This is a genomic window from Mycobacterium sp. NGS16 (assembly GCF_059813225.1).
Window position 1 is genome coordinate 158,022 of sequence record NZ_JCALEE010000002.1, and the last position, 21,981, is coordinate 180,002.

Genomic DNA, 21,981 nt, shown 5'->3' on the forward strand with positions numbered 1-21,981 from the left:
ACTCGTCGGTCCGGGCCCTCGCTCGTTTGCGGGAAGTCCCTGCGGCGCAGGCCCTTACGGGGCCCCCGTACCGCCGGCGCCGCCGGCGCCGCCAGTACCGACGGTGCTACCGCTGGAATTGCCGCCCGGGACACCGGCCGTGCCTGGCGACCCGAGGACGCCGTCGCCATTGGCACCACCGGCACCACCGTTGCCGCCGTTGCCGCCCCGGCCGGCAAAGCCGGCCTTGCTGGGCTTGCTGGCACCGTTGGAGCCCTTGCCACCGGCACCGCCCTGACCGCCGGAGCCGCCCTGACCATGGGTGCCGTCGGTGTTGACGCCGCCCTGACCGCCGGTGCCGCCGGTGCCGCCGTTGCCGCCGGCACCACCAGCGCCACCGCCACCGGTGCCCTGGCCGACGAGGCCGTTGTAACCGGCGCCACCGGCGCCGCCCGCGCCGCCGACCCCGGCGTTACCGCCCAGGCCGCCCTTGCCGGCCACACCGCCGGCGCCGTGCGCACCGGACTGACCGTCACCCAGCGCAACACCACCGGCGCCGCCCTGGCCGGCGTTGCCGCCGACACCACCGTCGCCGCCCTGGCCGCCCTCACCGCCGGTACCGCCTTGGCGCCCGGGCAAGCCGAGGGAGCCAGCACCACCGGTACCGCCGACGCCGCCGTTGCCGCCAGTGCCGCCCTTACCGCCGGCACCACCGTTGCCGCCGAGGCCGCCCTGGCCGCCGTCGCCGGAGACGGTGCCGCCGGCACCACCGACACCGCCGGTGCCGCCGGCGCCACCGGCGAACCCGGTGGCACCCTTGGCGCCATTGCCGCCGGTCCCGCCCGCCATGACCTGGCCCTGCGGGTCCTTGGGCGCATTGACGCCGGCCGCGCCGTTTGCGCCGACCGAGGTGTTCGCCCCGGCTGCCCCGCCGCTACCGGCGTTGCCGCCGTTGCCGCCGGTGCCGTGCTGGGCGGCCGCACCGCCGTTGCCGCCGTTGCCGCCGGCCGCGCCGGCGCCGTTGGCGGCATTGGTTCCGGAGGTGCCGGCGGCGCCGTTGCCGCCGTTACCACCGGCGCCGCCGTTACCGAACTCGCCGGTGGCATTGCCGCCGACGCCGCCGTTGCCGCCGGCCTGCGCGAGGCCGCTGCCCAGCGTCACACCGTTGCCGCCGTTGCCGCCGGTGCCACCGACGGCGATCGCGCCGCCGGCACCGGTGGCGCCACTGTCGGCCTGGGTGACGCCGTCGCCGGCGAGACCGCCGGCCCCGGCCGCGCCGCCGGCACCCGCGGTGCTGCTGCTATTGCCGCCGCGGCCGCCGCTTCCGGCAATGGCATTGGTGCCGCCACCGGCGCCGTCGCCGCCGCGGCCGCCGACACCGGCGTTGCCGCCTGCGCCGCCGTCGCCGCCATGGCCGCCGTCACCGTCGGCACCGTTGTTGCCGACGTTGGCCACACCGCCGGCGCCACCCGTACCACCGGTACCGCCGGCCCCGCCGTTACCGGCCGCGCCGGTGGCGTCACCGCCGTTGCCGCCGTTGGCGCCGCTGCCGGCCGCCGCGTTGGCTCCCGCGGTGCCGTTGGCGGCATTACCGCCGACACCACCGGCACCACCGAGACCGCCCTTGCCGCCGGCACCGCCGTCGCCGGAGACGGTGCCGCCGGCACCACCCTGGCCGCCGTTACCGCCGGCGGCGCCGGCCGCGCCGTCGGTGCCGTTGCCGGAGGCGTCGGTGGTTCCGGCCAAGCCGGCCGCACCGGCCCCACCGTCACCGCCGGCGCCACCGTGGCCGATCGTCCCGGCCGCGCCGCCGGAACCACCGTTGCCGCCGGCCTGGCTCACGCCACCCACGATCTGACCGTTGCCACCGGCGCCGCCGTCGCCGCCGGCGCCGCCGAGTATGGCGCCGTCCTGGCCGTTTCCGGCCGCAACACCGGCACCGCTGAGACCGCCGGCACCACCCTGGCCGGCCGTGCCCGCCGTGCCGCCGTGGCCGCCGTTACCGCCGTTACCGGCGGTGTCGTTGGCGCCGCCGCCGGCCCCGGCACCGCCATTGCCGCCATTGGCGCCGTCACCGGTGTTGCCGCCGGCACCACCGATACCGCCGGCCCCGGACACCCCGGCGTTGCCGTTGAGGGCTTCACCGCCGGCCCCGCCGTTACCACCGTGGCCACCGGCGCCACCGTTGCCGTTGGTGCTGGTGGCGTCGCCACCGTTGCCGCCGTTGCCGCCGCTGTTGGCCGCGGCATTGGCACCGTCGGCGGCGTTGACGCCGGCACCGCCGTGGCCACCGGCTCCACCGGTACCACCGACACCGCCGGCGCCACCGTTACCCGAGGTGGTACCGCCGGCGCCGCCCTGGCCGCCGTTACCGCCGTTACCGCCCGCGGTGCCGTGGGTGCCGTCGCCGGAACCATCGGTGATTCCGTTGAGACCGGCCGAACCGACGCCGCCGTCACCGCCCGCGCCCCCGTTGCCGATCGCGCCGGCGTTACCGCCCTGGCCGCCGACACCACCGTCTTGAGCGGTGCCGTCCGCCAAGGCCTGGCCGTGACCGCCGTTACCGCCGGCGCCGCCGTCGCCGCCCGCGCCGTTGCTACCGCCCTGGCCGTTGGCAGCCTGGGCGCCACCCTGGCCGGTACCGCCGGCCCCGCCGGCACCGCCCAGACTGCGGTCGCCGCCGGTGCCACCGACACCACCGTTACCGGCGGCGGCTCCGGTGCCGCCGTTGCCGCCATTGCCGCCGGCGCCACCGTTGCCGGCATTGCCGGCGTTGCCGCCCGCACCGCCGACACCACCGGCACCGTGGGCGGCATCGCCACCCAGGCCACCGGCGCCGCCAGCGGCTGCGTTGCCGCCCAGACCTCCGTTGCCGCCGCTGCTTCCCGCGGCCCCGAGGACGCCGTCGCCACCGTTGCCGCCGCTGCCGCCGTTACCACCGGCACCACCGGCTCCCGCGGCGCCTGACGTGGTGCCACCGGCACCACCGTTGCCGCCGGCACCGCCGACACCACCGCTGCCGCCGGTGGTTCCGTTGCCGTCGCCGCCGGTCACGCCGATCACGCCGTTACCGCCGTGGCCACCGGCACCACCGACGCCACCGGTGCCGATCGCACCGGCCGCGCCACCGTTACCGCCGTAACCACCGGCCTGGCCGGTCATCCCGTCGGCCAGGAGCGCGCCATTGCCCCCGGCGCCACCGGCGCCACCATTGCCACCGCCCGCGGCCGCGCCGGCCGCGCCGTCGTTGCGGTAGGTGACGCCGTCACCGTTCAGGCCGCCCTTGCCGCCGGCCCCGGCGGTGCCACGGTCGCCACCGGCACCACCATTGCCGCCGTGCCCGGCCGTGTCGTCGGCGCCCCCGCCGGCACCGGCCCCGCCGCGGCCGCCGTTGCCGGCGTCTCCGCCTGCCCCACCGGTGCCGCCGATACCACCGGAGCCGTTGAGGCCGGCGGTGCCGTGGGTGGCGCTGCCGCCCTGGCCGCCGTTACCGCCGTTACCGCCGATACCACCGTTACCGCCGTTGCCGCCGTCGGTGCCATCGCCGCCGTTGCCGCCGCTGCCGGCCGCCGCGTCGGCCCCGGCCAGACCCTGCACGCCGGAGCCGCCCGCACCACCGTTGCCGCCGGCCCCGCCGACACCGCCCTGACCGCCGTTACCGGAGATCGAGCCGCCCTTGCCGCCGCTGCCGGCGTTACCACCGGCGGCGCCGTTGCCCCCGGTGCCGCCGTTGGCGGTAGCCGTCGATCCCACCGCTCCGGCTGCGCCGGCGCCGCCGTTGCCGCCCGCACCACCGTTGCCGATCGTTCCGGCGTCACCGCCGTGACCGCCCGCGCCGCCGGCCTGCGCCGTGCCGTCCCCGAGGAGCACGCCGTTGCCGCCCTTACCGCCGGCGCCACCGTTGCCGCCGGTCGCGGCGGTACCGGCGTGCCCGCCGGCCGCCTGGCTGGTGTGACCGGCGTTCCAGCCGCCTGCGCCGGCCGTGCCCGCGGCGCCGCGATTGCCGCCGTCGCCGCCGTTGCCGCCGGAGCCCGCGACCGCACCGGTGCCGCCGCCGGTACCGTCGGCGCCGCGGCCGCCGTTTCCGGCGTTTCCGGCGTTGCCGGCGTTGCCACCGACCCCGCCGGCTCCGTCCGCGCCCGCGCTGCCGTGGCTGGCGGTGCCACCGGCACCCCCGTCGCCACCTACACCGCCGTTACCGCCGATGCCGCCATTGCCACCGTCGGTTCCGTCGGCGCCGGATGCGCCGCTCCCGGGAGTGACCGGGGTGCCGCCGATGCCGTCCGCGCCGTGGCCGGCGTTCCCACCGGCACCACCGGCGCCGCCTTGACCGCCCGCGCCACCGTTGCCGGACTCGGTTCCGCCGGCACCGCCCACACCGCCGACGCCGCCGGCGCCGCCGTGGGTGCCGTCGGTGCCGTTGCCGTCCGCGCCGGTGACCCCGGCTATGCCGGCCGCACCGGCTCCACCGGTTCCACCGACACCACCGTTGCCGGCCGATGCCGCGTTGCCGCCGGCGCCGCCGGCACCACCGCCCTGGCCGGTGTCGGTGCCGCTGATCACGCCGGCGCCGAGCCCGCCGTTGCCGCCGGCGCCACCATCGCTGCCGAGACCGGCGGCGCCGTCGTTGCCGGCCACGCCGTCTGCATCCGTGCCGGTGCCGCCGAGGCCCGCGACGCCGGCCGCGGCGCCGTCGGCACCGTTACCGCCCGCGCCACCGGCGCCCGCGTTGCTGCCGCCGCCACCGCCGAGGCCCGTACCGCCAGCCCCTGCCGCACCACCGGCGCCACCATCGCCGGCGTCACCGCCGGCCCCGCCGATGCCGGCCCCGGCCGCACCGCCCTGGCCACCGTTACCGCCCGCGCCGCCCGCGCCGGCGTTGCCGCCATTACCGCCCGCGGTGTCCGCCACGGTCGCGTCCGCGCCCGCGCCGCCGGCGCCGCCCTTACCACCGGCCCCGCCGTTGCCGCCGGCGCCACCGTTACCGGAGGTGGCGCCACCGAGGCCACCGGCGCCGCCGTCGCCGCCGGCACCGCCGACCGCGCCGGCGGTGCCGTTGCCGTCAGCGCCGGTAATGCCGTCGACGGTCGCACCGATACCGCCGCTACCACCGGTACCACCGTTGCCAACCGATGCCGCGTTGCCGCCGGCACCACCGTTGCCGCCGCCTTGGCCGGTGTTGGTTCCGTCGTCGATCAGACCCGCGCCGGCGCCGCCCTGGCCACCGGCGCCGCCATCGCTGGCGACGCCGTCCTGGCCGGCGAGACCGTCGGCGCCGTTAGTGGTGCCCGCTCCACCGGTCCCGACGGTGCCGGCCAGGCCACCGTCGGCGCCGTCACCGCCGTTACCGCCGTTACCGGCGGTCTCGCCGCCGCCGCCACCCAGTCCCTTGCCGCCGGTGCCGGCGACGCCGCCGTTGCCGCCGTAGCCGGAGTTGCCGCCGGCGCCGCCCGTGCCGTTGGTTGCCGCGCCGCCCTGGCCACCGTTGCCGCCCACGCCGCCGGCTCCGGCGTTGCCGCCGTTGCCACCGTCGGTGTCGGCGGCCGTGGCGTCCGCGCCGGCTCCGCCGTTACCACCGTTACCGCCGATACCGCCGACGCCGCCCGCCCCACCGTCACCGGAGACGGTGCCACCGGCGCCGCCCTGGCCGCCGACGCCACCGGCACCGCCGACGTACCCGTTGGTGCCGTTGCCGTCGGTGTCGGTGAAGCCGTGGTTGGTTGCACCGGTGCCACCGGTACCACCGACACCGCCGTTTCCGACTGCGCCGGCGTTGCCGCCCTGGCCACCGGCGCCGCCGCCCTGCCCGATGTCGGTGTTGAGGATGAAGCCGTAGCCGTCGCCGCCGCGACCGCCGTCGGCGCCGTCGGCGTTGGTGCCGGCGCTGCCCGCAGCACCGTCGGCGCCCGGGCTGGCGCCGTTGCCCCCGACCCCGGCGTTGCCTGCCGCGCCACCGACGGCGCCGTCGCCGCCGTTGCCGCCGCTACCGGCATTGGCGCCACCGCCGCCGCCCGCGCCCTGACCGCCTTCGGCTGCGGTGCCGGCATTGCCGCCGTTGCCTGCCGCGCCGCCGGTTCCGCCGGTCCCGTGGACCGCCGTCCCGCCGGCACCACCGTCGCCGCCCGCGCCGCCGGCACCGGCGCCGCCACCGTTGCCGCCGGCGGTGTCGAAGTTGTCGGCTTGCAGGGCCGCGCCACCGTTACCCCCGGCGCCACCGTGCCCACCGGCACCACCGTCGCCGCCGTTGCCGGAGTTCGTGCCGCCGGCGCCACCCTGGCCACCGTTACCGCCCGCCGAGCCGGCCCCACCGGTCGTGCCGTTGAGGCCGACGGTGGTGCCGTCGACTCCCGCGACGCCGTTGCCGCCGGCACCGCCGACGCCACCATCGCCATCGTTGCCCGCGGCGCCACCGGCACCGCCGTTGCCGCCCGCCTGGGGGATGTTGCCCGCGAGGAGCTCACCGTCGCCGCCGCGGCCGCCAGCGCCGCCGTGACCGCCGGCGCCCTCCGCGCCGGTCGCACCGTCGTCGGCCTGGGCGGTGTTGTCCGCGTTCCAGCCACCGGCACCGCCGGCCCCGGCCGTGCCGCGGTTACCACCCTGACCGCCCTGGCCGCCGGATCCTGCCGTGGCGTTATTGCCACCGCCCGCGCCGTCGCCGCCGCGCCCGCCGTTGCCGGCGTCTCCGGCCGCACCGCCGATGCCGCCTTGGCCACCGAGACCGTCGGCGCCGGCGTTGCCTGCGGAGGCGGTGCCCCCGGCGCCGCCCTGGCCGCCGACGCCACCTTGACCACCATCGCCGCCGTGGCCGCCGCCGACACCGGTGCCGCCGTCGCCGCCGCTACCGGCCGCCGCATCGGTGCCCGCCTGGCCGTCGAGGCCGCCGCCGCCGGCCCCACCGGTGCCGCCTACGCCGCCCGCGCCACCGGCGCCGCCGTTGCCCGAGGTGGTGCCGCCCGCACCACCGGTACCGCCGGCCCCACCGGCGCCACCGGTGCCGCCCGCGGTGCCGTTACCGCTGATGTTGGTGTAGCCGTTCTCGCCGGTGGCGCCTTGGCCGCCGGTGCCGCCGGTGCCGCCGTTGCCGACCGCGCCGGCATCCCCGCCGTCGCCGCCGCGGCCACCGGCCTGCACGGTGCCATCACCGAGGACCTCGCCCTTGCCGCCGACGCCGCCGTTGCCACCGTTGCCGCCTGTGCCGTCGGCACCCGTGGCACCCGAAGCCGCTTGCGAATCACCGCTGGAGCCACCGGCGCCACCGGCCCCGCCGGTTCCGACCGCACCGCCGGCACCACCCTTGCCACCGGCGCCGGCCTGCGCGGCGCTGCCACCGCCGGCACCGGCACCGCCGTTGCCGCCGTTGCCCGCGTTGCCGCCCGCGCCACCGTCGCCACCGATGCCACCGGCACCGTGCGCACCGGCGATGCCGTGCGCCGACGCGCCACCAACACCACCGTTACCGCCGGCACCGCCCACGCCGCCGGTACCACCGGTGCTGTTCGCATCACCACCGTCTGTGCCGTCTGCGCCGCTGCCGGCGATGGCATCCGCGCCTGTGACGCCGTCGGCGCCGGCACCACCGACACCCCCGGTGCCACCGCGGCCCCCGGCCCCACCGGCGCCACCGTTGCCGGCCAGGGAACCACCGGCACCCCCGGCGCCACCCACACCACCGTTGCCACCGGCGAGACCCGTGCTGCCGTTGCCGGTGTTGTCGGTGTGCCCGGCAACCCCGGCCGCGCCGTCACCACCGTTGCCACCGGCGCCACCGTTGCCCAGGTTGCCGCCGTCTCCCCCAGCACCACCGGCACCGCCGGCAGCGCCGGCAATCGTGGCAGTAAAGCCGTCGCCGCCGCGGCCGCCGTTACCACCACCGGTAGCCGCCGCACCCCCAGCACCCGCGCTGCCGTTGGTGACACCCTGGCCACCATTGCCACCAGCACCGGCCACACCCGCATCACCACCACGGCCACCAGCACCACCATCGACATAGGTGCCATCACCATCAGCACCATCACCACCATCGCCACCCTGGCCCGCAGCACCACCAATACCACCATCACCACCGCGACCAGACACCCCCGCCGCACCCAACAAGCCCCCGGCACCACCAGCACCGCCATTGCCGCCATGACCGGCCGCACCACCATTGCCACCATCACCAGCAACACCACCAGCAGCACCCGGCGCAGTGGCATCCACCCCATCGCCACCTACACCACCATTGCCACCGTTGCCGCCCTGACCGCCGGCACCACCCTGGCCACCGGAACCGATCAGCCACGAACCCTTACCGCCGGCACCACCATTGCCACCATTGCCCCCGGCCTGACCCACCGCGCCGTCTAACCCGGCAAGACCAGCAGCACCGGCCGCCCCGACCGCACCATCACCACCGACGCCACCATTGCCACCCACCCCATACATCAACCCAAGACCAGCACCACCAGCACCACCCTGGCCGCCGGCACCACCATCGACACCAGCGCCACCAGCACCACCGGCACCACCAACACCCATCCACCAGCCACCAGCACCACCAGCGCCGCCATCACCCCCATCAAGACCCGCACCACCGGCGCCGCCATCGCCGAACATCCCCGCCGCACCACCAACACCACCGACGCCATCAGCCGAGGTGCCACCAGCACCACCATCGCCGAACCACAACCCACCAGCACCACCAGCAGCCTGCGCCAACGTGCCGCCATCAATCCCATCCGCACCATTGCCGATCAGGATCTGACCAAACCCGAACGTCGCATTGATAAACGAATTGACCTCAGCACCAAACGGACTCAAAATCCACTGCTGCCCCAAATCATGCAACGGCTGATAAAACAACGACCCAAACCAGTCATCAGCAGCCGCCGACCCCGGCAACGAAGCCACCGACGCATCAAACGACAACCCCACACTGGCCAACAACGGCTCCCACGACGCCGCATCAAACAACGCCTCCCACGACGACGCCTGACTCAAATCCCCCAACGCCGACGCCAAATCCGCACCCAGAAAATCAACAACCCAATCCAACTCATCAGCAGCCGCCACCGGCGCCACCACCACCGGCGCCACCCCAAACGCCAAAAACGCCCCCACCGCACTAGAGGCAGCGGCCACCCGGCGGCGCCGGCGGCCAACCGCGCCAGTGAGACCGCGACGCCCTCTGCCGTGCTGCTTGTCAGTCATGTGGGACTCCCTATTCTGCGACGAACCCATGTCAGTGTTGTTGTCTCGGTTTATGTTTGGCGGTTATCGGCGCCGGCATCTGGGCACCGCTGAAGAAAGGTCTGTTGCCTGTTCGAGCCTTTTCCGGGCGGCACTTCGACGCTGACACCCGCCAGGGGACGTGGCATCATTGGCAAACCCATTGACGACGGCGCTGCCGTCGACGGCATTCCTGGAGGCACTTGTGATGGTTACCGAAACCGGTTCGGTTACAACGGATTCGGTTGCGCTATGACGGCGCGAATGGCACGGCAACGTGTTGATGTGCCCGACGAGGTCTGCGCGGTTCCCGCCCCGCCGCTGCCGGTATTCCCGGAGCCGTACAGCGTGCGCTTCGCCGACCCGGACGGCGATGCCGAGATGATCTCCGAGTGGATGAACCGGCCGCACCTGGCCGAAACCTGGCACTACAACTACCCGGCGGACCAGTGGAGCCAGCACCTGGCCAACCAATTCGCGGGCAACTACTCGCGCCCGTACGTGTGGCTCCTCGATGGGCGACCGTTCGGATACATGGAGCTGTTCCGCGCCGCGCAGGACGAGGTGTCGACCGTCTACGACGCCGACCCCTACGACATCGGATTGCACGGCGCCATGGCCGATCTCGACATGGTCGAGCAGGGTCACGGGGCGATCATGTTCCGCGGATTCGTGGAGAGCGTCTTCGAGATCGAACCGCAGTGCCGACGGGTGATCGGCGACACCTTCGCCGGCGAGGGCTCCTACGGGCGCCGGTTCTGGGAGCGGCGCGGCGGGGTGTTCCTCGGCGAGCACTACGTGCCGAAGTGGGACCAGCGCATCGCGCTGTTCGCCTGGCCGAGAACGCCCGACGACGTTCCGGCCTACCGCCAAGAGGCCTGACGCCGGTCGCCAGGGGCGGCGGATCATCATGATCCGCCGCCCTTGCCACCGGCACCACCGGCGCCGCCCTGGCCGGGTGTGGCGTTGTCGGTACCGCTGGCGGCGCCGCCTGCGGAGCCGGTGCCGCCGGGGAGACCGGCCTGGCCGGTGCCGCTCGTCCCGCCTTGACCGCCGGTACCGCCTTGACCGCCAGCACCGCCGGACCATCCGTTCTTGCCGGTGCTCCCGTTTCCGCCGATGCCGCCCTTGCCGCCGTTGCCGCCGTCGCCGCCCTTGCCCACCGCGCCGTCGGCACCGTCAGCGCCCACCGTGCCGCTGCCGTTGCGAACTGCGCCGCCGGCACCGCCCTCGCCGCCGGCGCCTCCGGAGCCGCCGGCCCCACCGGTGCCGCCGGTCCCGCCGGCACCGGCGGTGTTGCCCTTGGAGCCGGCGCCACCGGTCCCGCCAGTGCCGCCCGCGCCGCCCTTGCCGCCGTCGGCGCCGGCACCGCCCTGGCCGCCGGCACCGCCGTTTCCGGAGATGGTGCCGCTAGCCCCGCCGGCGCCACCCGCTCCGCCGGAACCGCTGGCTTTGCCGGCCGTACCGGCACCGCCCGTGCCGCCAGGCGCCTTGGAGGCGCCGGTGCTACCGGTGCCACCAGCGGTGCCATCCGCACCCTTACCGCCGGCACCGCCCCGGCCGCCACTGCCGCCGTCGCCATTGAGCGCGGCGTCACCGCCCTTGCCGCCAGCACCGCCGGACTGCCCGGTGCCATCCGCGAGCTGCCCGCCGTTGCCGCCGTTGCCGCCGGCGCCGCCGTTGCCGTTGGCGCCGGCCGCCCCGGCGGACCCGCCGGCCGCCTGCGCGGAGTGGTCGGCGTTCCAGCCGCCGGTCCCGGCCGTGCCCGCGGTTCCCGCAGTGCTGGAGCTGTTACCGCCGTTGCCGCCCGATCCCGCGACGGCGTTGGCACCGCCACCGGCACCGTCGCCGCCGCGGCCGCCGTCACCGGCGTTACCGGCGTTACCACCGTTGCCGCCGGCGCCGCCGGCACCGTTGGCGCCCGCGGTGCCATGGGCGGAGCTGCCGCCGAAGCCGCCGTTGCCGCCATTACCGCCAGCCGCGCCGTTGCCGGCTGTGCCGGTGGCGTCGCCGCCGTCGGTGCCGTTGCCGCCGCTGCCCGCGGCCGCGTTGACGCCGGCCGTGCCGTCGGCCGCGTCACCGCCGTGACCGCCGCGGCCGCCCGCGCCCCCGACGCCGCCGGCGCCGCCGTTGCCGGCCTGGCTGCCGCCGGCGCCGCCGTCACCGCCCTGACCGCCGTTACCGCCGATGACGCCGTTGGTGCCGTCCCCGGATGCTTCGGTGATGCCGTCGGCACCTGCCGCGCCCGCGCCACCGTCGCCGCCGCGGCCACCGCTACCGACCGCGCCGGCAGCGCCGGCGTTTCCGCCGTTACCGCCGTGCTGCGCAAAACCGTCACCGAGCATCACGCCGGCGCCGCCCTTACCGCCGTCACCGCCGTTGCCGGTGGCGGCGTTGCCGTCGGCCCCGGACCCGCCGTTGGCCGCGATCAGCCCGTTGCCGCTCACGCCGCCATGGCCGCCGGCACCACCGGTGCCGGCGTAGCCGCCGTTACCGCCGTTACCGCCGTTACCCGCGGTGTGGTCGGTGCCGCCGCCGGCACCCGCGCCACCATTGCCGCCGCGCCCGGCGTCGCCGCCGGCGCCGCCCTGACCACCTTGGCCGCCGGCGCCCGCGCTGCCCTGGGTTCCGTTGGTCGCGGTGCCTCCGAGGGCACCCGCTCCGCCGTGGCCGCCGGCGCCGCCGTTACCGCTGACGCCCGCGTCGCCGCCGTCCTGGCCGTCGCCGCCGCTGCCGGCAACCGCGTTCTGCCCATCGGTCCCTTGCGCGACGCCACCGATGCCGCCGGTACCACCCGCTCCGCCGCGACCGCCAGCGCCACCGTTACCGGCGAGGCTGCCGCCGGCACCGCCGACGCCGCCGTTGCCGCCCATGCCGCCGGTGGCCCCGTCGGTGCCGTTGCCGCTGGCGTCGATGATCCCGTTTGCGCCGGTCGCCCCGGCCCCGCCGTTCCCGCCGGCGCCACCGTCGCCGATCGTTCCGGCCGCGCCGCCCTGGCCACCGTTACCGCCGGCCTGCGACGAGCCGTCCGCGAGCACCTGACCGGTGCCGCCGTTGCCGGCCGCACCGCCGTTGCCACCGGTTCCGCCGGCACCGTCGGAGCCGTGTGCCGCCGGGCCACCCTGACCGATCCCGCCGGCACCTCCGAGGCCGGCCGCTGCGCGGTCACCACCGTGGCCGCCGTCGCCCCCGGAGCCGGCGATGGCGTTGTTGCCGCCGCCCGAGCCGTTGCCACCGGTGCCGCCGTTGCCCGCGTTGCCGGCATTGCCGCCGTTACCGCCGGCCCCTGCGATGCCGTGCGCGGCGTTGCCGCCCGCGCCGCCGGCCGCGCCCGCACCGGCATTGCCGCCGGCGCCGCCGTTGCCGCCGCCGCCACCGCCGGTGCCCACGGCGCCGTTCCCCCCGTTACCGCCACTGCCGCCGTTACCGCCGGTGCCGCCGGCACCGCCGTTGCCGGAGAGGGAGCCGCCGGCCCCGCCGTTGCCGCCCCGGCCGCCGGCGGTGCCCGTACCTCCGTCGGTGCCGTTTCCGTCAGCGCCGGTGACTCCGGCCGCCCCGATAGTTCCGTTGCCGCCGTTGCCGCCCGCGCCGCCGTTGCCGACGTTTCCACCGTCGCCACCGTTGCCGGCTTTGCCGCCCGCTTGGGTCGTTCCGGCTTGCGCGTTGCCACCGTTGCCGCCGGCGCCGCCGTTGCCGCCGTGCGCGGCCGCGGCACCGTCGGTGCCGTCTGCTCGCTGGGTGCCGTCGCCGTTGAGGCCGCCGGTGCCGCCGTTGCCGGCCGCGCCGATGTTGCCGCCGGTGCCGCCGTTGCCGCCGGATCCGGCCACGCTGTTGACCCCGCCGCCTGCGCCATGGCCACCGCGACCGCCATCGGCGCCGGTTCCGGCGTTCCCGCCGTTGCCGCCGACGGTCCCCAGACCGTTGCTGCCGGCGATGCCGTTGGTGGCGGTGCCACCGGCGCCGCCGTTGCCGCCGTTGCCGCCATTGCCGCCATTGCCGCCGTTACCGCCGGCGCCACCGTTGCTACCGACGCCGCCGGTGCCGGCCACCGCATCGATGCCGGCCTTGCCCTGGGCACCGTTGCCGCCGTTACCGCCGTTGCCTGCCGCGCCGGCACCGCCGCCAGCGCCGCCGTTACCGGCGATGGAGCCGCCCTTGCCGCCCGCGCCGCCGTCGCCGCCTGATCCGCCGGATTGACCGTCCTGCCCGTTGACCTGGCCGAGCGTCGTGCCGTTGGCGCCGTTGCCGCCGACACTGCCGGCCCCGCCGGCGCCACCGGCACCACCGTTGCCGTAGGTGCCGGCGTCACCGCCGGCCCCGCCGTAACCGCCGCTCTGGGGGTTGCCGCTGGCCAGCACCTGGCCGTTGCCGCCACGGCCGCCGGCGCCGCCGTTGCCGCCGGTGGCCGAACCGCCGTTGCCGCCGTTGACGGCCTGGTGGCCGTCACCGCTCAGGCCGCCCTTACCGCCGAGGCCGATCGCGCCCCGGTCGCCGCCGGTGCCACCGTTGCCGCCATGTCCGGCAACGGCATTCGTGCCGCCGCCGGCGCCGTTGGCACCGTTGCCGCCGTTACCGGCGTTGCCCGCCGCGCCGCCCTGGCCGCCGGCCCCACCGGCGCCGGCCGCACCGTCGTTGCCGAGCGTGGCGGTTCCGCCGACACCGCCCTGGCCGCCCTGGCCGCCGTTACCGCCGCTGCCGCCGTCGCCGCCGTAACCACCGTCGGCGCCGGACGCGCCGCTGCCGAAGGCTGCGTTGGTGGCGTGGGCACCGTTTGCGCCGTGACCGCCGCGGCCGCCGACGCCGCCGGCGCCACCCTGGCCGCCGGCACCGGCATCGCCCGATTCGCTGCCGCCGTCACCGCCCTTGCCGCCGTTGCCGCCCGCGCCGCCGGAGCTGCCGCTGGTGCCGCTGCCGCCGTTGCCGTTGGCATCGACCACGCCGTCGACGCCGGCCTGGCCGGCCGAGCCGGTACCGCCATTGCCGCCCGCGCCACCGGTGCCGATCGGACCGGCCGCCCCGCCGTTGCCGCCGTCGCCGCCGGCCTGGGCGGAACCGTCCGCCCGGATCAGGCCCACGCCGCCGTGACCGCCGGCACCGCCGTTGCCGCCGATTGCCGCCGCGCCGGCCGCACCGTCCTCGGCCTGCTCGGTGTGGCTGGCGTTCCAGCCACCGGCACCGGCGCTGGCGCCCGCCTCGCCGCGGACACCGCCCTGGCCGCCGTTGCCACCGGCTCCGGCCGTGGCTCCAGCGCCTCCGCCGGCGCCGTTACCGCCCTGGCCGCCGTTACCGGCGTTGCCCGCGTTGCCCGCGTTGCCGCCGACACCGCCGGCGCCTTCGGCACCCGCCGCGCCGTTGGTGGCGCTGCCGCCGGCACCACCGTCACCACCCTGGCCGCCGCTGCCGCCGGATCCACCGTTGCCGCCGTTGCCGCCGTCGATTCCGTTGGCGCCGCTGCCCGCGACGGCATTGGCGCCGTTGGTTCCGTCGGCGCCGTGACCGCCGTGGCCACCGTCGCCGGCCGCGCCACCGTTACCGCCCGCACCACCGTCGCCGGAGGTCGTGCCGCCGGCGCCACCCGCGCCACCGGCACCGCCGTTGCCACCGTCGGCGCCGTCGGTGCCGTTGCCGTCACCGCCGGTGATGCCGTTCACCGTCGCACCGACGCCACCGTTGCCGCCGGCACCACCGTTGCCGACCGATGCGGCGGCACCGCCGGCGCCGCCGGACCCACCGGCCTGGCCGGTGTTGGTACCGCCGATCAGACCGACGCCCGCACCACCCTGGCCGCCGGCACCGCCGTCGCTGCCGATGCCGGCGTTACCGGCCGCACCCGCGGCGCCGGCCTGCGTGCCGTTGCCGCCCACGCCGGAGACGCCCGCAATGCCGCCGTCGGCGCCGTTACCACCGGCACCGCCCGCGCCCGCGCTGGCGCCACCGCCGCCGCCGAGACCCTTACCGCCCGCGCCGGCCGTTCCCGCGTCGCCACCGCTGCCGGCGTTGCCGCCGGCGCCGCCGGCGCCGTTGTTGGCCACACCGCCGGCGCCACCGGTACCGCCCTGGCCACCGGCCCCGGCAGCGCCGCCGTTGCCACCCGCGGCGTCGGCGACCGTTGCGTCCGCGCCGGCACCACCGGCGCCGCCGTTGCCGCCGTTGCCGGCGTTACCGCCCTTGCCGCCGTCACCGGAGATGGTGCCGCCGGCACCACCGCTGCCACCGTTGCCGCCGGCACCACCGACTGCGCCCGCGGTGCCGTTGCCGTCGCCACCGGTGCTGCCAGCGACGGTCGCACCGATGCCGCCGTTACCACCGGCACCACCGTTACCGATCGATGCCGCGTTGCCGCCGGCGCCGCCGGCGCCACCGGCCTGCCCGGTCACACCGTCGCTGGCCAGACCGAGACCGGCGCCGCCGTCACCACCGGCCGCGCCCGCACTGCTGAGCCCGGCCTGGCCGGCTCCGCCGTCAGCCCCCTGGGAGGCGCCGGCACCGCCAGCCCCGACGCTGCCGGCCGCGCCGCCGTCGGCACCGTTGCCGCCGCTGCCCCCGGCACCGGCCGCGTCCAGGCCGCCGCCGCCAAGTCCGTGACCACCGGCGGCCGCGATGCCGGCAGCACCACCGTTGCCGGCGTCACCACCGGCGCCACCGGTCCCGTGGGCCGCGGTGCCGCCGGCGCCACCGTCGCCGCCCGCGCCACCGGCACCCGCGCTGCCGCCGTTGCCGCCCGCGGCGCCGGCCACCGTGGCATCGTCGGCGGCGCCGCCGTTACCGCCGGCCGCGCCACTGCCGCCGGCACCACCGGCGCCACCATCGCCGGAGTTGGAACCGCCGGCGCCGCCCTGCCCACCGGCACCGCCGGCGCCACCGGTCCCTCCGGTCGTGCCATCGCCGCCGACGGTGCTTCCGTCGGCGCCTCGGGCACCGGCTCCACCGGCTCCACCGGCACCGCCGTTGCCGTCGGTCGCGGCGCTGCCGCCCTGGCCACCGGCACCGCCGGCCTGCCCGGTCAACCCGTCACTGGCCAAGCCGAGACCGGCACCGCCATTACCGCCGGCCGCGCCGTCGCTGCTCAGCCCCGCCTGACCTGCACCGCCGTCGGCACCCTGGCCGATGCCGACTCCGCCGGTACCGACGTTGCCGGCCGCGCCGCCGTCGGCGCCGTTACCACCGCTGCCCCCGGCACCGGCCGCATCCAGACCGCCGCCGCCAAGGCCGTGACCACCGGCGGAGGCCAGCCCGGCTGCGCCACCGTTGCCGGCGTCACCGCCCACACCACCGGTGCCGTGGGCCGCGGTGCCGCCGGCGCCACCGTCGCCGCCCGCGCCACCGGCACCGGCGCTGCCGCCATTACCGCCGGCATCACCCGCCACCGTCGCATCCTCGGCGGCGCCACCGTTACCACCGCGGCCGCCCTGGCCGCCGGCACCGCCGGTGCCGCCGTCGCCGGAGTTCGAACCGCCGGCACCACCTGCACCGCCCGCGCCACCGGCACCGGCCTTGCCACCGGCGGTACCGCTACCGGTGTTGTCGGTGCTGCCGTCCGTGCCGTCCGCGCCGCGACCGCCGGCGCCGCCGGTGCCGCCGTTGCCGTCGGTGGCCGCGTTGCCGCCCTGGCCGCCGGTGCCACCGGCCTGACCGGTGAGGCCATCGCTGGCCACGCCGACACCGTCGCCGCCGGCGCCCCCGGTGCCGCCGGTGCTGCCGGCCCCGACATTGCCCACGGCGCCGGACGCGCCACCATCCGTGCCGGCGCCGGCGTTACCGGCGGAACCGCCATCGGCGCCGTCACCGCCCTGGCCACCGGCACCGGCCGCATCCAAGCCACCGCCGCCGAGCCCGCGGCCACCTGCGGCAGCCTGGCCCGCCGCGCCACCATCGCCCGCGGCGCCGCCGGCACCACCGACGCCGTTCGTGGCGGTACCGCCGGCGCCACCGTCGCCACCGATACCGCCGGCACCGGCGCTACCGCCGTTGCCACCGGTGCCGCCGGCAACGGTCGCGTCGTCCGCCGCGCCGCCGTTACCGCCGGTGCCGCCTACGCCGCCCGCGCCACCGGCGCCGCCGTTGCCCGAGGTGGTGCCGCCCGCACCACCGGTACCGCCGGCCCCACCGGCGCCACCGGTGCCGCCCGCGGTGCCGTCGCCATTGGCATCGGTTTCACCGTGAACCCCGGTGGCGCCTTGGCCGCCGGTGCCGCCGGTGCCGCCGTTGCCGACCGCGCCGGCATCCCCGCCGTCGCCGCCGCGGCCACCGGCCTGCACGGTGCCATCACCGAGGACCTCGCCCTTGCCGCCGGCGCCGCCGTTGCCACCGTTGCCGCCGCCACCGACCGCGCCCGTGGCGCCCGAGGCGGCCTGGGTGGCGCCGCTGAAGCCTCCGGCGCCGCCGGCGCCACCGACACCGGCAACAGCGTCGGTCGCATTACCGCCCCGGCCGCCGGCGCCGGCTGCAGCTTCGGTACCACCGCCGGCACCGGCACCGCCGTTGCCGCCGTTGCCCGCGTTGCCGCCGGCGCCACCGTCGCCACCGATGCCACCGGCACCGTGCGCACCGGCGATGCCGTGCGCCGACGCGCCACCAACACCACCGTTACCGCCGACGCCACCGACACCACCGGCGCCACCGATGCTGTTCGCATCACCACCGACGCCACCGTCATCACCACTGCCGGCGATGGCATCCGCGCCTGTGACGCCGTCGGCGCCGGCCCCGCCGACACCCCCGGTGCCACCGCGGCCCCCGGCCCCACCAGCGCCACCGTTGCCGGCCAGGGAACCAGCGGCACCCCCGGCGCCACCCACACCACCGTTGCCACCGGCCAGGCCGGTAGTGCCATTGCCACTGACATCGGTGTGCCCGGCCAGACCGGCCGCGCCGTCACCACCGTTGCCACCGGCGCCACCGTTGCCCAGGTTGCCGCCGTCTCCCCCAGCACCACCGGCCCCACCGGTGGTACCAGGGGTGACGGCGTCGAAGCCGTCGCCGCCGCGGCCGCCGTTACCACCACCGGTCGCCGCCGCACCCCCAGCACCCGCGCTGCCGTTGGTGACACCCTGGCCACCATTGCCACCAGCACCGGCCACACCCGCATCACCACCACGGCCACCAGCACCACCATCGACATAGGTGCCATCACCATCAGCACCATCACCACCATCGCCACCCTGGCCCGCAGCACCACCAATACCACCATCACCACCGCGACCAGACACCCCCGCCGCACCCAACAAGCCCCCGGCACCACCAGCACCGCCATTGCCGCCATGACCGGCCGCACCACCATTGCCACCATCACCAGCAACACCACCAGCAGCACCCGGCGCAGTGGCATCCACCCCATCGCCACCTACACCACCATTGCCACCGTTGCCGCCCTGACCGCCGGCACCACCCTGGCCACCGGAACCGATCAGCCACGAACCCTTACCGCCGGCACCACCATTGCCACCATTGCCCCCGGCCTGACCCACCGCGCCGTCTAACCCGGCAAGACCAGCAGCACCGGCCGCCCCGACCGCACCATCACCACCGACGCCACCATTGCCACCCACCCCATACATCAACCCAAGACCAGCACCACCAGCACCACCCTGGCCGCCGGCACCACCATCGACACCAGCGCCACCAGCACCACCGGCACCACCAACACCCATCCACCAGCCACCAGCACCACCAGCGCCGCCATCACCCCCATCAAGACCCGCACCACCGGCGCCGCCATCGCCGAACATCCCCGCCGCACCACCAACACCACCGACGCCATCAGCCGAGGTGCCACCAGCACCACCATCGCCGAACCACAACCCACCAGCACCACCAGCAGCCTGCGCCAACGTGCCGCCATCAATCCCATCCGCACCATTGCCGATCAGGATCTGACCAAACCCGAACGTCGCATTGATAAACGAATTGACCTCAGCACCAAACGGACTCAAAATCCACTGCTGCCCCAAATCATGCAACGGCTGATAAAACAACGACCCAAACCAGTCATCAGCAGCCGCCGACCCCGGCAACGAAGCCACCGACGCATCAAACGACAACCCCACACTGGCCAACAACGGCTCCCACGACGCCGCATCAAACAACGCCTCCCACGACGACGCCTGACTCAAATCCCCCAACGCCGACGCCAAATCCGCACCCAGAAAATCAACAACCCAATCCAACTCATCAGCAGCCGCCACCGGCGCCACCACCACCGGCGCCACCCCAAACGCCAAAAACGCCCCCAACGCACTAGAGGCACCCAGCAGTCGCCGGCGCTGCTGCCGACCCCGCCGACCGTTGCCCGAAGTGTTACGCCGTACCGCCATTTGGGATTTCCTATCTGTGCTGGCCCACAGTTGTGCTAGCTCTGGTTGTCGTTTCAGTTCTCATACAGCGGGTTGATTCAGCAGCAGGGTCAGCCGAAGAAGCCCAACGCCTCGGCGATCTGTTGCGGAATGTCGTTGAGCCACTGGGGGATCAGACCGTAGAAGTCGGCGTTGATATCGACCAGACCCAGATCCGACAGGCCGAGCCCGCTGAGCAGGTTCTCGATCGTGGTGGTACCCAAGCCCAAATCGGTGAGCAGCGAGTTGATCGTCACGCCACCGAGGCCGAGATTGGCGACGATGGTGTCCAGATCGTTGCTGTCCAGTCCCAGCCAGCCCAGCAGCGTTCCCAGCGTCGGGTCGCCGAGAACGCTGGTCATCAGGTCGGTGATGAAGGTGTCCAGGTGCACCTCGTCGAGACCGAGACCACCCAGCATGCTGCCGATCGAGACCCCGCCCAGGAGATCGTTGATGACCTCGTCGAGGTGCCTGGTGTTCATGCCCAGATCGCTGAGCAGACCAGCAATCGAGATGCCGCTCAAGCCGATTCGGTCGATGAACATGTCCAGGTCGATGTTGTTCAGGCCGAGAGCGCTCAGCATCGACGCGATGTTGAGGTTGTCCAGGCCGAGGCTGTCGATCAGGTTCTCCAGGCCGATGCTGCCCATCCCCCAGCTCTCGAACAGGGAGAGCAGCGTGGTGTCGCTCAGCCCCAGCCCTTCGAGGATGCGGTCCATGAGGTCCGTCAGGGTCGGGTTGAAGCCGATGTCGGTGAAGAACTGCTCCAGCGTGACGTTGCCGGTCAGGTTGGCCAGGCCGTTGAACAGGGTCTCCAACTGGTAGTTGGACAGACCGACCGCCTGGACCATCTGGCTTACCGTGGCGTCGTAGAGGTGCAGGTTGGACAGGGTCTGACCAACGGTGTTGGTGCCCAACAGCGCGTTGAGCGTCGGGTTGCCGATCTTCTCGATCAGGCTGGCGTTCTCCGGTGACAGGGTGGCCAGCGGTGTGTCGCCGATGCCGGCGATCGTCATCAGCTGGGTGAACTTGATGTCGGTCAGCGGGGTGAGCGGATCGATGCCCAACGTGTTCACCCCGACCGGCATGGCCGACAGCACCTGGCCCAGGGTCTGGTTGCCGTAGTCGCCGATGAAGTCGTTGAAGGTGGTGCCGGGCGGGAACATCGAACTCAGCAGCGCCAGCAGGCCGGTGTTGCCGGTGATGTCCGGGCCCAGGAACCCGTTGTTGAGCAGGTCCAGCAGGGTGTCGTCGCCCATCTCGCCGAACAGGCCGCCGAGCGCGCTGCCCAGCGTCATGCTGCCCAGGCCCAGTTGCTCGAAGAAGTCGGTCAGCGGGGGGTTGCCCACCATGTCGGTCAGCAGGCCGCCGACGGTCCAGCTCGGGTCGACCAGGCTGGCTAGGGATTCGGTGCCCGAAGCGCCGAGCAGGTCCTTGATCAGCCCTCCGACCGACTGGTCGTCGCCGCCGACGAGTTGCAGGATCAACTCGGAGAGCGTGGGATTGCCGATGTCGGTCGAGTTGAGCAGGGCGATCAGCAGGCTGGCGATCGAGTCGTCCGGGCTGATGCCGCCGATGTCGGTCAGCAGCTGAGCGATGGTGGGGTTGCCGATGCCGGCCTCGTTGAACAACCCGATGAGCAGGTTGGACAGCGACTCGGTGCCGATCCCGAAACTGTTGAGCAGGTCCACCGGCGTCATGTGACCGAAGCCGACCTGGTCGAGGAGGTCGATGATCAGGGTGTCCAGCGGGGTGTCGCCGATGCCGATCTCGCTGAGCAGGCCGGTGAGCGTCTCGTTGCCCATCCCGCTGGCGTCGACGATGGTGCCGATGTCGATGTTGATGCCGAGCGGCTGACCCGCGGTGAGCAGGCCGTTGAACAGCGGGATGCTGAAGCCGCCGATGTCGAAGGTGTCGTGGCCGTTGAGGAAGGCGTCCAGCAGGATCGCCGGCGCACCGAACAGCGCGGAGAGCGCCGCCATGGGGTCCTCGAAGTTGAAGATCTGGCCCATCAGATCTTGCATGGCGTTGAAAAGCGTTATCCACGGGCCCATTCCGGCGAGCATCGAGCTCAGCCAGGTGGGCAGCTGCACGCTGATGTCCGCCGGGAACGGCAGCAGCTGCGCGTCGATGGTGGGCAGCGGGTTGGTGAAGATGTTGATGACGTCCGGGATACCGGCCAGGGCCTGCTGCGGGTTGGTGAAGATGTGCTCCAGCAGCCCCCACATGTCGACGGAGTTCTGGTTCAGCGCCTGCAGGTTGGCCGCGGTGTGGTTGAACAGGTCGGTGTACGGCGAGAAGAAGTCACCCCCCGCGGTCAGCTCGACGGCCCGCTGCTCGACGACCGCAAGGCTGTGCAGCCGCGGCAGCTGCGACGCCACCGGCGGAACCGCGACCAGGCCCACCCCGACGATGGCCAGGCCGGTGGTGACGTATGGACGAAGCGCTTGCTGCATGTTGCCCT

Annotated in this window: 4 protein-coding genes and 2 pseudogenes; 1 reads left to right on the forward strand and 5 read right to left on the reverse strand. The window is 75.3% G+C overall.

Translation table 11 applies throughout. The features are described 5' to 3' along the window. Positions 1-54: 54 nt before the first annotated feature. Both AC5Y4Q_RS06565 and AC5Y4Q_RS06570 read right to left on the reverse strand, forming a co-directional pair. Entirely contained in the window at positions 55-7,452 is a 7,398-nt protein-coding gene (locus AC5Y4Q_RS06565; RefSeq protein WP_499958749.1) for a PE family protein, read from the reverse strand. 525 nt (positions 7,453-7,977) lie between these two features. Then, positions 7,978-9,099: pseudogene (locus AC5Y4Q_RS06570) on the reverse strand (PGRS repeat-containing protein); the annotation flags it as partial. A 351-nt stretch (positions 9,100-9,450) separates the two neighbouring features. Here AC5Y4Q_RS06570 and AC5Y4Q_RS06575 point away from each other — a divergent pair. Beyond that, complete coding sequence (locus AC5Y4Q_RS06575) at positions 9,451-10,068, forward strand: GNAT family N-acetyltransferase (protein ID WP_234786580.1); 618 nt, start codon at positions 9,451-9,453, stop codon at positions 10,066-10,068. Positions 10,069-10,094: 26 nt separating this feature from the next. Here the strand turns inward: AC5Y4Q_RS06575 and AC5Y4Q_RS06580 are convergent, their stop codons facing one another. The 3 genes and pseudogenes from AC5Y4Q_RS06580 to AC5Y4Q_RS06590 all read right to left on the reverse strand — a co-directional run bounded on the left by AC5Y4Q_RS06580 (position 10,095) and on the right by AC5Y4Q_RS06590 (position 21,973). Further along, positions 10,095-17,444, reverse strand: coding sequence for a PE family protein (locus AC5Y4Q_RS06580; protein ID WP_499958751.1), 7,350 nt, complete (start codon positions 17,442-17,444; stop codon positions 10,095-10,097). Positions 17,445-17,465: 21 nt separating this feature from the next. After that, positions 17,466-19,118 (reverse strand): annotated as a pseudogene (locus AC5Y4Q_RS06585) (PGRS repeat-containing protein); the annotation flags it as partial. Positions 19,119-19,588: 470 nt separating this feature from the next. Next, positions 19,589-21,973: a hypothetical protein gene (locus AC5Y4Q_RS06590; RefSeq protein ID WP_064922416.1), complete on the reverse strand. Its 2,385-nt coding sequence runs from the start codon at positions 21,971-21,973 to the stop codon at positions 19,589-19,591. Positions 21,974-21,981 lie beyond the last annotated feature (8 nt).